Origin of the sequence: Streptomyces candidus, assembly GCF_014207445.1 — a bacterium.
Lineage (GTDB): Bacteria > Actinomycetota > Actinomycetes > Streptomycetales > Streptomycetaceae > Streptomyces > Streptomyces candidus.
Genome location: NZ_JACHEM010000015.1, coordinates 84845 through 98868, shown reverse-complemented (window position 1 = coordinate 98868; position 14024 = coordinate 84845). Strand labels below are relative to the sequence as shown.

13 protein-coding genes are annotated in these 14024 nt (G+C 72.3%); 2 read left to right on the top strand and 11 right to left on the bottom strand.

Going from position 1 to position 14024, the window contains the following annotated elements; genetic code table 11:
• Nucleotides 1-37: 37 nt before the first annotated feature.
• The 8 genes from HNQ79_RS26110 to HNQ79_RS26075 form a co-directional block, all read right to left on the bottom strand.
• Entirely contained in the window at nucleotides 38-946 is a 909-nt protein-coding gene (locus HNQ79_RS26110) for an ABC transporter permease (RefSeq protein WP_185035208.1), read from the bottom strand.
• A complete protein-coding gene (locus tag HNQ79_RS26105; protein WP_185035413.1) occupies nucleotides 939-1904 on the bottom strand; it encodes an ABC transporter permease in 966 nt (321 codons plus the stop codon). Before HNQ79_RS26105 ends, HNQ79_RS26110 begins: the two co-directional genes overlap by 8 nt.
• Before the next feature lie 29 nt (nucleotides 1905-1933).
• The gene (locus tag HNQ79_RS26100) at nucleotides 1934-3535 is read right to left on the bottom strand and encodes an ABC transporter substrate-binding protein (protein ID WP_185035206.1); all 1602 of its coding nucleotides are present in this window, start codon (nucleotides 3533-3535) and stop codon (nucleotides 1934-1936) included.
• Between the two features lie 134 nt (nucleotides 3536-3669).
• Entirely contained in the window at nucleotides 3670-4794 is a 1125-nt protein-coding gene (locus tag HNQ79_RS26095) for an acyl-CoA dehydrogenase family protein (protein ID WP_185035204.1), read from the bottom strand.
• The gene (locus tag HNQ79_RS26090) at nucleotides 4791-5972 is read right to left on the bottom strand and encodes an acyl-CoA dehydrogenase family protein (RefSeq protein WP_185035202.1); all 1182 of its coding nucleotides are present in this window, start codon (nucleotides 5970-5972) and stop codon (nucleotides 4791-4793) included. Before HNQ79_RS26090 ends, HNQ79_RS26095 begins: the two co-directional genes overlap by 4 nt.
• Nucleotides 5969-6937 (bottom strand): NADPH:quinone oxidoreductase family protein, encoded by a 969-nt coding sequence (locus tag HNQ79_RS26085; RefSeq protein WP_185035200.1) that lies wholly within the window; start codon nucleotides 6935-6937, stop codon nucleotides 5969-5971. The genes HNQ79_RS26090 and HNQ79_RS26085 overlap by 4 nt, the downstream gene beginning before the upstream one ends.
• Nucleotides 6938-7165: 228 nt before the next feature.
• Nucleotides 7166-7912, bottom strand: coding sequence for a PIG-L deacetylase family protein (locus HNQ79_RS26080; RefSeq protein WP_185035198.1), 747 nt, complete (start codon nucleotides 7910-7912; stop codon nucleotides 7166-7168).
• Between the two features lie 78 nt (nucleotides 7913-7990).
• A complete protein-coding gene (locus HNQ79_RS26075) occupies nucleotides 7991-9289 on the bottom strand; it encodes an alpha/beta fold hydrolase (RefSeq protein WP_185035196.1) in 1299 nt (432 codons plus the stop codon).
• Between the two features lie 179 nt (nucleotides 9290-9468).
• Here HNQ79_RS26075 and HNQ79_RS26070 point away from each other — a divergent pair, with 179 nt between their 5' ends.
• Both HNQ79_RS26070 and HNQ79_RS26065 read left to right on the top strand, forming a co-directional pair.
• The gene (locus tag HNQ79_RS26070; RefSeq protein ID WP_185035194.1) at nucleotides 9469-10632 is read left to right on the top strand and encodes an ABC transporter ATP-binding protein; all 1164 of its coding nucleotides are present in this window, start codon (nucleotides 9469-9471) and stop codon (nucleotides 10630-10632) included.
• A gap of 158 nt (nucleotides 10633-10790) precedes the next feature.
• Nucleotides 10791-11708 carry an ion transporter gene (locus HNQ79_RS26065; RefSeq protein WP_185035192.1) on the top strand — a complete coding sequence of 306 codons (918 nt, stop codon included), beginning with the start codon at nucleotides 10791-10793 and terminating at the stop codon, nucleotides 11706-11708.
• Here HNQ79_RS26065 and HNQ79_RS26060 read toward each other — a convergent pair.
• Genes HNQ79_RS26060 through HNQ79_RS26050 form a run of 3 tightly spaced genes read right to left on the bottom strand, consistent with a single transcriptional unit; the run spans nucleotide 11681 to nucleotide 13958 of the window.
• Nucleotides 11681-12619, bottom strand: coding sequence for an ABC transporter substrate-binding protein (locus HNQ79_RS26060; protein WP_185035190.1), 939 nt, complete (start codon nucleotides 12617-12619; stop codon nucleotides 11681-11683). The genes HNQ79_RS26065 and HNQ79_RS26060 overlap by 28 nt on opposite strands.
• Nucleotides 12616-13290 carry an ABC transporter permease gene (locus tag HNQ79_RS26055; protein ID WP_185035188.1) on the bottom strand — a complete coding sequence of 225 codons (675 nt, stop codon included), beginning with the start codon at nucleotides 13288-13290 and terminating at the stop codon, nucleotides 12616-12618. Before HNQ79_RS26055 ends, HNQ79_RS26060 begins: the two co-directional genes overlap by 4 nt.
• Nucleotides 13287-13958: an ABC transporter permease gene (locus tag HNQ79_RS26050; protein ID WP_185035186.1), complete on the bottom strand. Its 672-nt coding sequence runs from the start codon at nucleotides 13956-13958 to the stop codon at nucleotides 13287-13289. The genes HNQ79_RS26055 and HNQ79_RS26050 overlap by 4 nt, the downstream gene beginning before the upstream one ends.
• Nucleotides 13959-14024: the final 66 nt, after the last annotated feature.

Below are 14024 nucleotides of genomic sequence, written 5' to 3'. Positions count from 1 at the left end.
GTTTCCTCACGCGTGGCGAGGGGGCGGCTCAGGGAGGTCACAGCATCAGCTCCGATCGGCGGCGCGGGTTGATGCGTTCCCGCCAGGCTCCGGCGAGGCCCGCGATGGCGAGGGTCGGGACGATCAGGAAGAGGCCGGGGAAGAGCGTGGGCCACCAGTCCCCCGCGAGCAGCGAACCGCGCGCGGACTGGATGAGGTTGCCCAGGCTCGCCTCGTGGGAGGGCAGGCCGAGGCCGAGGAAGGACAGCGCGGACTCGTGCCACATGGCGTGCGGCACCATCAGGACGGCCGCGAGCGCCGCCTGCGGCAGCACGCCGGGCAGCAGGTGCCGTACGGCCACCCGCCACCGGGAGGCGCCGCCGGAAATCGCCGCGTCGACGTACGGGCGTGCGCGCAGCGACAGCACTTCGGAGCGGACGATGCGTGCCGTGGACAGCCAGTGGGTGAGGGCGACCGAGACGATCACCGGCCACACTCCGGGCCGGAACATGGCGACGATGAAGATGCCGAGCAGCAGGTGCGGCACCGAGGAGAAGGTGTCGACCAGGCGCATCACCACCCGGTCCGTCCACCCTCCGAAGGCGGCGGCGGCCGCACCCACGGCCGTCCCGATGACGGTGGCGACGAGAGCTGCGACGAGGCCGACGAGCAGGGAGACGCGCAGCCCGTAGACGCAGCGCAGCAGCAGGTCGCGGCCGACGTCGTCGGTGCCGAAGGGGTGGGCGAGGGACGGCGGCTGGAGCTTGAGGGCCAGGTCGACGGCCTGTTCGTCGAGGTTCGCGAGCGGCGGTACGACGAGGACGGCGAGCGCCACGGCCACGACGATCACCGCGGAGGTCCGCACGCGCAGGGTGCGGGTGGAGCGGCGGGTGCGCCCGTGGGCGCGCCACCGGGAGGGCTCCGCCGTCGGGCGCGGCGCGCGGGCGGGCTTGGTGAGGTCAGCCATCGAAGCCCACCCTCGGGTCGGCGAGTCCGTACAGGAGGTCGGAGAGCAGGTTGCCCGCGAGGACGGCTGCCGTGGCGAGCACGGTCAGTGCGGCGAGCAGCGGGAAGTCGACGGCGAGGGCGGCCTGCACGGTGGCGGCGGCGATGCCGGGCCAGCTGAACACCGTCTCGATGAGCAGTGCGCCGGTGATCAGTTCGGGGACGCGCGAGCCGACGAGGGTGAGCATCGGCAGCATCCCGGAGCGCAGGGCGTGCCCGAACAGCACCGTGCGCTCGCTCGTGCCCCGCGCGCGTGCCCCGCGCACCGGGTCCTCCTCCAGGGCGTCGCCGACACCCTGGCGTACGTACAGGAAGAACCAGGGGAGCTGGCTCACGCCCAGGACTGCGGCCGGCAGCACGAGGTGGGAGGCGACCTGCCCGAGGGTGATGACGTCGCTGTCGGTGTCGGTGAGTCCGCCGGCGGGCAGCACGCCCAGCTTCAGGGCGAAGAACCAGATGGCGAGCAGCCCGAGCCAGAAGGCGGGCGCCGCTTCCAGGGTGTAGGCGGCGGAGCTCGCGCACCGGTCGAGCCAGCCGCCGGGACGGCGGGCGGCCAGTACGCCGAGGGCGGTGCCGAGGAGGATGGCGAGGAGGAAGGCGGTGGCGGCCAGCAGGGTGGACCAGCCGAGACGTTCGACGATGACGTCGGCGACGGGCTGGCGCATCACGCTGGAGTCGCCGAGGTCGCCGGTGAGGGCGGAGGTGAGCCAGTCCCACCAGCGGGCCACCAGCGGCTGGTCGGCGCCGAGGTTGGCGCGCAGCTGGTCGAGGTTGGCCTGGGAGGAGGTGAGTCCGGCGGTGCCCGCGTAGGCCTTCACGGGGTCGAAGGGCGAGGCGGCGGCGACGGCGAAGACGCCGAAGGTCACCACGAGGAGGACGGGGACCGCGAACAGTGCCCGCCGCCCCGTCATCCGCGCCATCGGCCCCCAGGGGAGCGTGCGGCGCGTGGTCACTTCTTGGGCTTCCAGTCCTCGACGTTCCACCAGGGGCCGGAGGCCAGGCCGTGGTCGTGCGGCTCGGTCTGGGTGCTCAGGCCGTCCCAGGAGTCGTTGACGACGTAGAGGTGGTCGATGTGGGTGAGGAAGGTGTAGCCGGGGTTCTTGACGAGTTCCTGCTGGACGGTGGTGTAGGCCGCCTTGCGCTCCTCGTCCTTGCCGCTCCTGCGGCCCGCCTCCAGGGCCTTGTCGACGGCCTTGTTGTCGTACCAGGCCATGTTGTTGAAGCCGTCACCCGCGAGGGAGGACTTCAGCAGGGTGTACTGGTCGAAGTCGGGGTCGGCGGGCGCGCCGCCGCCGGCGAGGACGGCGTCGGTCTTCATGCGCGGCTCGATGACCTCCCAGGTGCCCGCCTGGGTCTTGATGTCGATGCCGACCTTCTTGGCGTCCGAGGCGTAGGCGAGGGCGTGGTCCTGGCGGAGCTTGTCGCCGGAGAGGTACCAGAGCGGGAACTCGGCGCGCACGCCGTCCTTGGTGCGGACGCCGTCGGCGCCCGGTTTCCATCCGGCCTCGTCGAGGATCTTCCGCGCCGCGGCCGGGTCGTGGGTGCGCTCGGTGCCCGCGGCGAACCAGGGGCTGTCGGTGGGGACGGGCCCGTAGGCGGGCTTTCCGGCCCCTTCGAGAATCTTGTCGACCATGGTCCGGCGGTCGACGGCCACGTCCAGGGCGCGCCGGACGGCGGTGTCGCCCGTGACCTTGTGGTGGGTGGGCAGGGTGACGGTGCGGTAGTCGAAGGACTTCGCCGCGTACGTCTTCTTGCCGCTGTCGGACTTGAAGGACTTGGCGAGGTTGGGCGGCAGGATCGCCCCGTCGAGGTCGCCGGTGCGCAGCCGGGTGGCGCGGACGTCGTCGTCCTTGACGACGGCCATCGTGAACTTCTTCACGGCGGGGGCGCCGCCCCAGTAGTCGGGGTTGGCCTTGAAGCTGAGCTTCTCGCCCTTGGACCACTTGGTCAGGACGTACGGGCCCGTGCCGACGGGCTGGGTGGTGAAGGGGCCCGTGTTCACGTCCTGCTTGCCGGCGACGTGCTGGGGGGCGATCGGCAGGACGGTGCGCTCGGCGAACGGCGCGTAGGGGTACTTCAGGGTGAAGACGACCGTGCTGTCGCCCTCGGCCTTCACGCTCTTGACGGCGTCGAGTTCGGTCTTGGCGGCGTTGTTGGTCTTCTCGTCGAGGATGGTCTCGTACGTGAAGACGACGTCCTTGGCGCCGAAGGGCTTGCCGTCGCTGAACTTCACGCCCTTGCGCAGCGTGTAGGTGTACGTCAGGCCGTCGGCGCTGATCTTCGGCAGCTCGACGGCGAGCGCGGGCCGGAGCTTCATCGAGCCGTCCAGGGCGAGCAGCCCGTCGAAGATCTTCGAGTTGCCGTCCTTGCCGTAGCCGAGGAGCGGGCTGAGGGACTCCGGCTCGTACGCGATGCCCACGACGGCCGAGTCCTTGGCGCCGGAGCCCGCACCGGTGGCGCTCGTTCCCGGCTTGGAGCAGGCGGCCGCGCCGAGGGCCAGGGCTCCTGCCACTGCCGCGGCGGTGGCCGTGCGTATCGATCGGGCCGTCATGACTCCCCACACCCCTAATAAAGATCAACTGTTATTGCAAACCGCATGCATTAATGCGTGCATTAAACAGCATGTAAAGGGGTGAGCGCTGCCCCGCCCCTCCGGGGGGCGGGACAGCGCCGCAGGTCACAAGGTCAGGCGGGGGTGGGAAGCCCCGCCAGCCTGCCCACTGTCTCCCGGTGCGCGCCCGGGGCCCCGAGTGCGATCGAGTCGGCCTTGGCCCGCTTGAGGTACAGGTGTGCCGGATGCTCCCAGGTCATGCCGATGCCGCCGTGCAGCTGTACGCACTCCTCCGCCGCGTGGACGGCGACCCTGGCGCAGTACGCCTGGGCGAGCGCCGCGGCCAGGGGCGCGTCCGGGCTGCCCGCGGCCAGCGAGTCGGCGGCGTTGCGGGCGGCCGCACGGGCGGAGACCACCTCCAGCCACAGCTGTGCCATGCGGTGTTTGAGCGCCTGGAAGGAGCCGACGGGCCGGTTGAACTGGTGCCGTTCCTTCGTGTAGCGGACGGTCTCCTCCAGGCACCATTCGGCGAGGCCGAGCTGCTCCGAGGCCAGGAGCCCGGCGCCGGCGGTCAGGCCCTGCCGTACGGCCGCCAGGGCGGTTTCGGCACCGGCAAGCGGTGTCGCGGCGGCCGCGGCCTCCTCGGTGAGGGTGACCGTGGCGAGCGGGCGGGTGAGGTCGAACGGCACCAGGGGGGCGACGTCCACCCCCGCCTCGGCCCGCTCGACGGCGTACAGGCCCGCGGTGCTCGGTACGAGCAGCACGTCGGCGGTCGCGGCGTCCGCGACCGCGGTGACCATGCAGGCGGTACCGCCGGGCAGCCGGAGGGCCTCCGGGCCGGTGGCGAACGGGACGACGAGCGCGGCGGTGCGCCGCCCCGACGCAAGGTCGCCGAGCAGCGAGGACGCCGCGGAGCCGCCCGTACCGCAGGCGAGGAGCACTTCGGTGGCCACGACCGCGCTGGTGAGGTACGGCGCGGGGGCGATGGCCCGCCCCAGCTCCTCCAGTACGACCGCCGCTTCGCGGTGCGAGGCCCCCTGCCCGCCGAGTTCCTCCGGTACGAGCAGGCCGGCGACGCCCATGTCGGCGGCGAGCGCCTTCCACAGCCCGGCGTCGTACGGCGCGCCCTCCTCGGCGCGGACGGCGACCCGGGCGGGGTCGTTGCGGTCGGTGAGCAGGGCGCGCACGGCGGCGCGCAGGTCCTCCTCCGCCTCGGAGTAGAGAAGGTCGGCCTGGTGCGGTTCGGTCGTCGGATTCATCGGGCGAGGTCCTTCCAGGCGACGTCCTTGTCGGTGCGGGGTTCCGAGGGCAGGCCCAGGACCCGCTCGGCGACGATGTTCAGCAGCACCTCGGAGGTGCCGCCCTCGATGGAGTTGCCCTTGGAGCGCAGGTAGCGGTACCCGGCCTCGCGCCCGGTGAAGTCGACCTTGTCCGGGCGGCGCAGGGTCCAGTCGTCGTACAGCAGCCCCTCGTCGCCCAGCAGTTCGACCTCCAGCGAGCTGATCTCCTGGTTGAGGCGGGCGAAGGCGAGCTTCATGCCGGAGCCCTCGGGCCCGGGGTGCCCCGCGACGAGCTGCTGGCGCAGCCGTTCGCCGGTGAGACGGGCCACCTCGGCGTCCACCCACAGTTCCAGCAGGCGCTGGTGGGTGTCGCGGGTGCGCAGTTCGGGCCGTTCCCGCCAGGTTCTGGCGACCGTGCCGATCATGCCGCCCTCGCGCGGGATACGGGATCCCCCGATGGAGACGCGCTCGTTCATGAGAGTGGTCTGGGCGACCTTCCAGCCCTCCCCCACCTCTCCGAGCCGCATGCTGTCGGGGATGCGCACGCCGCTGAGGAAGACCTCGTTGAACTCGGCCTCGCCGGTGATCTGCCGCAGCGGCCGCACGTCCACGCCGGGGTCGGTCATGTCGCACAGGAAGTACGTCATCCCGCGGTGTTTGGGCTGGTCGGGGTCGGTGCGGGCGACGAGGATCGCCCACCGGGCGACGTGTGCGCTGGACGTCCACACCTTCTGCCCGTCGACGACCCAGTGGTCGCCGTCGCGGACGGCGCGGGTGCCGAGCGCGGCGAGGTCGGAGCCGGCGCCGGGCTCGCTGAAGAGCTGGCACCACACTTCCTCGCCGACCCACAGGGGGCGCAGCAGACGCCGCTTCTGCTCGTCGGTGCCGTACCGCAGGATGGTCGGCGCGGCCATGCCGAGCCCGATGCCGATACGGCGCGGGTCGTTGTCGGGGGCGCCCGCCGCTCCGAGTTCGGCGTCGACGACGGCTTGCAGGCCGCGCGGCGCGTCCAGCCCTCCGAGACCGACGGGGTAGTGCACCCAGGCCAGTCCCGCGTCGAAGCGCGCTCTGAGGAACGCGGTGCGCTCGGTGGTGGCCGGCGGGTGCGCGGCGAGCAGTTCCTTCGTACGGGCGCGCAAGTCGGCGGCGGTGGTCATCGGGCGGCTCCCTCGGGCAGGACGGCGATACGACCGGTGCTGCGCCCGTCGGCGACCCGCTGGACCGCGTCGGCGGCGTCCTTGAGGGGGACGCGTTCGCTGACGAGCGGTTTGACGGTGCCTTCGGCGGCGAGCCGGGTGAGTTCGGTGTGGCAGCCGACGACGGCCGCCGGGTCCTTGCGGGCGTAGAGGCCCCAGTGCAGGCCGAGGACGGCGTAGTTCTTCACCAGTGCGTGGTTGAGTGCGGGGGCGGGGATGGTGCCGCTCGCGAAGCCGACGACGACGATCCGCCCCTCGAAGGCGATGCACTTGGTGGACTGGGTGTACGCGTCGCCGCCGACCGGGTCGTAGACGACGTCCGCGCCGCGTCCCGCGGTGGCTTCCTTGACCGCGCCGATGACGTTCTCGCTGCGTCGGTCGATGACCAGGTCGCAGCCCAGTCCCCGTGCCACGGCGGCCTTCTCGGGTCCGCCGACGACGCCGATGACCCGGGCCCCGGCGGCCTTGCCGAGCTGTACGGCGGCGCTGCCGACGCCGCCCGCCGCCGCGTGCACCAGCAGGGTCTCCCCCGGCTGGATCCGGGCACGCCGGTGCAGGCCGAACCAGCCCGTCTGGTAGCCGATGTGCAGAGCGGCGGCCTCCGCGTCGTCGAGGGAGTCGGGAGCGGGCAGCAGGGCGGCCTCGTCGGCGAGAACGTACTCGGCGAAACCGCCGTAGGGCAGCATCGGGTTGGCGAGGACGCGCCGCCCGTCCCCGGTCTCGCCGCAGATCTCGACGCCGGGGGTGAACGGCAGCGGCGGCCTGACCTGGTACTGGCCGCGGCACAGCAGCGCGTCGGGGAAGTTGATGTTCGCGGCACGGACCTTGAGCAGCACCTGCCCGTCGCCGGGCACCGGCCGGTCGACCTCCTCCAGGCGCATCACCTCGCCCGGCTCACCGTTCTCGTGCACTCGCCATGCCTGCATCAGGGGCCTCCACGCGCTGTCGTCGGCAGTACCGTGCCTCCGCATACTAAGCGGTCGCTTGTCTTGGGGGGAAGGGCTCTGCCGCATCGGCCGGACGCGAGGAGGCGCGGCATCGCCCACCCGAGCTGGGGGATGCCGCGCCGGTCGTACGGGACGGGTGCGGGGCGGCGCGGGACGGACCGCGCACCGGGGCGCCGGTGCGGCTCCCGTGCGGGTACGGAGCGCCGGTCAGCGGCCGAAGACCTCGAAGGGGACGGCCGGGACGCCCCCGAAGCGCTCGGCGGCGGCCGTGACGTTCGCGGTCAGGAAACTGCGGCAGTAGTGCTCGGGGTCCTCGTCGGTCAACGCCTCGATGTACGCGCGGTGTTCGAGCAGCGACCGCACCGAGCGTTCGAGGCCCGGCCGCGCGTCGACGGCGTGGGTGGGCGTGGTGCTGCCCGCGACGGCCACCCAGCGCACTCCGTCCCAGGGCGCAAGGCCCTGCTCCGTCAGCTCCGGGAAGATCCAGCGGTTCCCGGCGTCGCCCGCCGCGTCCAGGGTGGCGCGGCCGACGGCGAGGTGGTCCGGAGTGTTCCAGGCATGGGTGCCCCAGGTGTCGCGGTGGTTGAGGGTGATGACGAGTTCGGGCCGGTACTTGCGGATGGCGGCGGCGATGTCCCGCCGCAGCGCGGGACCGTACTCGATCACGCCGTCGCGGTGGCCGAGGAACTCGACCTCCCGCACACCGACGACCGCGGCACTGGCCCGTTGCTCCTGCTCGCGCAGCGGACCGCACTTGGCGGGATCCAGCGTGTCGATGCCCGCCTCGCCGCGGGTGGCCAGGACGTACGTCACCTCGCGGCCACCGTCGGTCCACGCGGCGACGGCCGCCGCGCACCCGTACTCCAGGTCGTCCGGATGCGCGACGACGGCCAGGGCGCGCTGCCAGTCGTCCGGCATGGGCTGAAGCTGAGCGAAGGCCGATTCTGTCGTCATACGGGCAGGATAGGCGCCGCCGCCGACACCGACGCGGCCGTGGGGAAACGGAGTTGGCGCCTCCGTTCCCCGGCACTCTCAGACCTCGCCGCGGGCCAGCGCCAGCAGCCGGTCCAGTACGCGCGGCCCGCCGGCCCGCAGTCCGTCGTGCTCGAACTCGTCGGTGACCCAGGTCCGCAGTCCCCGGACGGAGCGCGCGGTGGCGAGGGAGTGCTCGGTGTCGACGTACATGTCGTCGTGGTAGACGGCGGCCGCGACCGGCACCTCGTTGGCGGCGAGCCGGGCCTGGTCGTAGAGCGGCGGCCAGTCGGTGCGGGCGGCGAGCAGTTCGGCGCTCTCGCGCAGCGGGCGCAGCGCCGGGTCGCAGTCGAAGTGCCAGGGGTGGACGGTCTCGCCGGTGAACAGCAGCGGTCCGCTCCCGGCGAGCGCGGCACCGGCGTCGAAGCGGGGGAACTCGGCGCGCACCCGCTCCGCACCCCATGCGGTGGGTTCGTGCCTCTGCCCGTAGATGGACTCGTGCAGCAGCGCGTACAGGGGATGTCCGGCGAAGGACAGGGCGGACTGGACGGCCTCCAGGAAGCTGTCGGAGAGCTCCGGTCCCCGCGGTGTGCGCACGAAGGCGTTCTCCAGGAGGTGGTGGAGCTGGTGGGTGCCGTCCGAGCCGCCCAGGACGATGCCGAGGGACTGGAAGGCCTCCGGGGTGAGGATGTAGCCGTTGGGCGTGACGGTCCTGTCCGCGGCCAGGTGGGCGGCGACGTCCCGCGCGCGGGCGACGTCCTGCGGGTAGCGCGCGTAGTGCGCGGCGACCTTGCGTTCCATGCGGGGGTAGGCGGCCCGGTACACGTCGTCCACGCGCGCGTGGAGGGAGGGCAGGCCGCCGGTGATCAGGACCGTGTTCAGGCCCTCGGGGGCGGTGGACAGATAGTGCGTGGCGCAGAACCCGCCGAAGCTCTGGCCGAGCACGGTCCAGGGAGCGCCGCCGGTCAGCAGGGGACGCAGGGTTTCGCAGTCGCGGACGATGGAGTCGGCACGGAAGTGCGCGAGGTACGCGGCCTGTTCGGCGGGTCCGCCGCGCAGCGGCAGGGTCTGCCGGTTGGCCGGGGTGGACAGGCCGGTGCCGCGCTGGTCGAGGAGCAGGACGCGGAACTCCTTCAGCGCCCTGCCCAGCCACGCCTGCCGTCCGACGAAGCGGCGGGCGCCGAACCCGGGTCCGCCTTCGAGGTAGAGCAGCCAGGGGAGGTCGTCGGCCGCCCGGCCCGCGGCCACCACCTCGCGCGCGTACAGCTCGATCTGTTCGCCGGAGGGGTGTGCGTGGTCGAGGGGGACGGTGAAGCGGTGGTCGGTGCACACCGTGCCGGGCTGACGGTAGCTGCTCACTCCTGCTCCTGCTTCTGTGCTGCGGCGGTCTTCGTCGTCCAGTTCAGCACACCCCTGTGGGGCGGTCCTTCCCGGACCCCGGACCCCGGACCCCGGGACCGGAATCCGGGTCGCCGCGCCTCCACCCGGACAGTCCCGGCCCGTGTGCGTGCCGACCCGGCCGCTCCTAGCGTGTGTGCATGATCCGGTTCGAGCAGGTCAGCAAGGTGTACCCGGACGGCACCACGGCCGTCGACGACCTGTCCTTCGAGGTGGCCGAGGGCGAGCTGGTCACGCTGGTGGGGCCCTCGGGGTGCGGCAAGACGACCACCATGATGATGGTGAACCGGCTCATCCAGCCCTCGTCGGGCCGGATCCTGATGGACGGCGAGGACATCGCCGGCGCCGACCCGGTCGAACTGCGGCGGCGCATCGGGTACGTCATCCAGCAGGTCGGCCTCTTCCCGCACCGCACGATCCTCGACAACACCGCCACCGTGCCCCTCCTGACGGGCTGGAAGAAGGACAGGGCCCGTGCGCGCGCCGCCGAACTCCTCGACCTGGTCGGCCTCGACCCGAAGGTCTACGGCCCCCGCTACCCGGCCCAGCTCTCCGGCGGCCAGCGCCAGCGCGTCGGCGTCGCCCGCGCCCTGGCCGCAGACCCCCCGGTCCTCCTCATGGACGAACCCTTCGGCGCTGTCGACCCGGTGGCCCGCGAACGGCTCCAGGACGAGTTCCTGACCCTCCAGTCCACCGTCCGCAAGACCGTCCTGCTCGTCACGCACGACATCGAGGAGGCGGTACGGATGGGCGACCGGATCGCGGTGTACGGGCAGGGCCGCATCGAGCAGTTCGACTCCCCCGCCGCCGTGCTGGGCGCACCCGCCACCCCTTATGTGGCGCAGTTCGTCGGCGCGGACCGCGGCCTCAAGAGGTTGTCGGTGACCACCGTCGAACAGGACGACCTGGAGGACCCGCCGCGGGTACGGCTCGACGAGCAGGTGGCCCCGGCCGCCGCCCGGCTGCGTACGGAGGGGGCCCGCTGGGCGGTCGTGCTGGACGAGGACGGCGCACTGCACGGCTGGGTGGCCGCCGACGATCTGGCGCTCGCGGGCCCCACGGGCACCGTCGGCGACCTGGCCCGCCGGATGGACGCCTGGATTCCGGTGGGGGCGCCCCTCAAGCACGCGTTCAGCGAGATGCTCCAGTGGGACGCCGGGTGGGTGGCGGTGCTCGACGGGGCGCGCCTGGTCGGCGTGCTGACCCCGGGGAAACTGCACGAGGCGCTGCGGCGTTCGGTCGACGCGGACCAGCAGGGCGTCCAGCGCGACCAGGTGGAATTCGACTCGGTCGCGGACGCGTAGACGCGCACGGCAGCGCGACGGGCCGGGCCGTACAGACGTACGCCCGGTCCTCTTCCCCGGTGAGAACCGCTGAGTCCGGTGTGATCGCTGTGGTGCACGGACAGGGCTGCGGTCAACGTTCGTCATCCGCTTACCTCACGCCGGGTGGACTCGACCTCATGAACCTCTTGCATCGCGGTATTCACGGCTCCCCCGCAGTGCGCGCGGGCAGACGGCGGGCGCTGGCCGGGAGGGCCGGCCGGCTGGTCGACGCACGCGGCTTCCCGGTCCTGGTGATGACCGCGATCCTCGCCAACGCCGTACTCCTCGGCGTGGAGACGTACCCGGGTCTGGCGGAACGCTGGCAGGAACCGCTCGCCCTGCTGGAGCACCTCTTCCTCGCGCTGTTCGCGGCCGAGTCGCTGCTGCGGCTGGCCGCGCACGCCGACCGGCCCGCGGACTTCTTCCGCAATCCGTGGAACGTCTTCGACGCGGCGGTGGTCCTCCTCGCGTTCCTCCCCGTGACCGGGGACAACAGCACGCTGCTGCGACTGTTGCGGCTCCCGCGGGTGCTGCGCACCGCACGCTTTCTGCCGCAGCTGCGGGTGATCGTCACCGCCCTGGGGAAGTGCCTGCCGGGGACCGTGAGTTTCGTGATGGTCGGCGCGCTGCTGATCTACGTGTACGCGATGGTGGGCTGGCTCTGCTTCGCGGCCTCCGATCCCGAGCACTACGGGTCGCTCGGGCGGGCGGTGGTCACCCTGTTCATCCTCATGTCGCTCGACGGGCTGGGCGAGGCGGTGCACGCCGGGCTGCTGATCTCCCCCTGGTCGCTCGCGTACTACGGCACGTACGTGCTTCTCAGCTCCTTCCTCCTGGTGAACCTGTTGATCGGCGTCGTCATCAACTCCCTGGAGCAGGCCCGGGACGATCTGCCGGTGGCGAAGACCGACTGCGGGCCGCCGGAGCCGCAGCGGTGTGCCCGGGATGAGGACCCGCCCGACCGGTTCGACGTCCGGGACCGCATCGCGGCCGCCCGGCTGGCGCTGGACGACGCGGAGCGGCTCCTTCAGATCAGCCCCTTGGACTCCAGATAGGCACGCGCCACGTCCTGCGGCAGCCTGCGCCAGCTGTCCACCTGCTGGTTGAGCGACGCAAGGTCCTCGGTGGTCAGGACCGTGTTGAGCTTGTCCAGTGCCTTGGTGACACGCGCCGAACCGGCCTGTCGCCCGTTCACCACCGGCACGATGTGGTCGGCGTTCTGGAGGTGCTTGTCGTCCTCCAGCAGGACCAGGCCGAACGCGTCGAGGGTGGCGTCGGTGGTGGTGGTGAGGACCATCTGGTCCTGGCCGTTCTGCACGGCCTGCTTGGCGGGAGTGGTGCCCACGCCCTTGGGGTCGACGGCCGTGATGTCGATGCCGTACGTCTTCCTCAGCCCCGGCGCGCAGTACGGGCGCTGCACGCACTCGTCGCCCGCCGCGAGCCGTACCGGCAGCCCGGACCTTCCCAGGTCGGTGAGCGTCCTGAGGCGGTGCCGGCGCGCGTAGGCCTCTGTGACGGCGAAGGCGTTCTGGTCGACGGCGCGGCCCGCGTCGAGGACGGTGAGCCCGCGCGGCGCGGCGAGCTCGCGCAGCGCGCGCATGGTGGCGTTCAGGTCGGGTGAGCCGACGGGCGGCGCGTCCGCGCCGTTCGTCTTCGCGTTGAGCCAGTCGGCGAAGGTGGCCGCGTACTCGGGTACGACATCGATCTGGCCGCTCTCCAGGGCCGGTTCATACAGTTCCCGGTTGGAGACGGACAGGATGCCGGTGCGGTGTCCGGCCTTCTGCAGGAGGAGCGCGTACATCTGGGCGAGGAGGTCGCTCTCGGTGAAGCCGGCCGAGCCGATGGTCAGGTCGTGGCTGTCGCCGGGCTCACCGGTGACCTCGCCGCGGTCCTCCAGCGAGGGGCCGGTGGCGCAGGCCGTGAGGGTGAGGAGCGCGAGCACCGCCGCGTACAGGCGTGGCTTCATCCCGTCCGCCCCCTCGCCCACGAGGGCACGCACTTGTGGCCCACTTCGAAGAGACCCTCCACCAGGAGCGCGAAAGCGGCGACCAGGACCGCGCCCGCCACCACCTGCGGGGTGCTGGCCAGGTTGAATCCCGCGGTGATGATGCGTCCCAGTCCGCCGCCGCCCGCCAGCGCGGCGAGCGTCGCGGTCGCCACGAGCTGGACGGCGGCGATGCGCACTCCGGTCAGGACGAGCGGCAGGGCGAGGGGAAGTTCCACGTGAAACATCACCTGCCGCCCCGTCATGCCCATCCCCCGGGCGGCCCGGACGGTGTCCTGGTCGACGCCGCGCATCCCGACGTACGCGTTGGTGAGCAGCGGCGGCACCGCGAACAGCACCAGCGCGACGATCGTCGGCCACTCCCCCTTCGTCCCGAGCGGGGTCAGGAGCAGCAGGACCAGCACGGCGAAGGTCGGCACGGCCCGGCCGACGTTGGAGATGTTGACGGCGAGCGCCCCGCCCCTGCCGAGGTGGCCGAGCACGAGGGCGACCGGCAGCGCGATCAGGCAGCTGAGCAGGAGGCAGACGACGGTGAGGAAGAGGTGCTCGCCGAGCCGGTCCCAGATGCCGCCTTCGGCGTTCCAGTGCGTGGCGTCGGTGAGATAGTCCCAGGCGGCGGTGAGGGTGTTCATGCGCGCGTCCAGGGGGTGAGCAGGCGTTGCAGGCCGAGCAGCAGGAGATCGACGGCGACGGCGATGACCACGCAGAGCACGGAGGCGGTGAGGACCTGCGCCTTGAAGTAGGAGTTCATCCCGGTGTAGATGAGGTTGCCGAGCCCGCCGTGGCCGACGATCGCACCGACGGTGACCAGGGAGACGGCCGAGACGGTGGCGATGCGCAGCCCGGCCATGGCGGCGGGCACGGCGAGCGGCAGTTCCACGCCGAGCAGCAGCCGGACCGGCCCGTAGCCCATGCCGCGGGCTGCCTGCCGGGTTTCCTCGGGCACGGCGCGCAGGCCGGCGAGGAGGTTGCGTACGAGCAGGGTCAGCGAGTACAGGACGAGTCCGGCGATCACGAGGGACGCGGAGAGTCCGTACACGGGCAGCAGCAGCGAGAACATCGCGAGGGAGGGGATGGTGTAGAGCACCGTCGTCAGCCCGAGGACCGGCCCGGCGGCCCACCGCCAGCGGCGGGCCGCGAGGGCCAGGGGCACGGCGACGAGGAGCCCCAGAAGCACCGACACCACGGTCAGGTGGAGGTGCTGGAGCACCGCGTCGAGGAGGATCTCGCGGCGGCTGGACAGATACGCGCCGCAGATCCAGTCGTTGCGGGCGAGGCAGTCGTCCGGGGGCGCGGTCACCTGTCCATTGCAGCCTTCGGGGCAGGTGACCGCGCGTCCGGACGGTCCGTACGAGTGGAACGAACG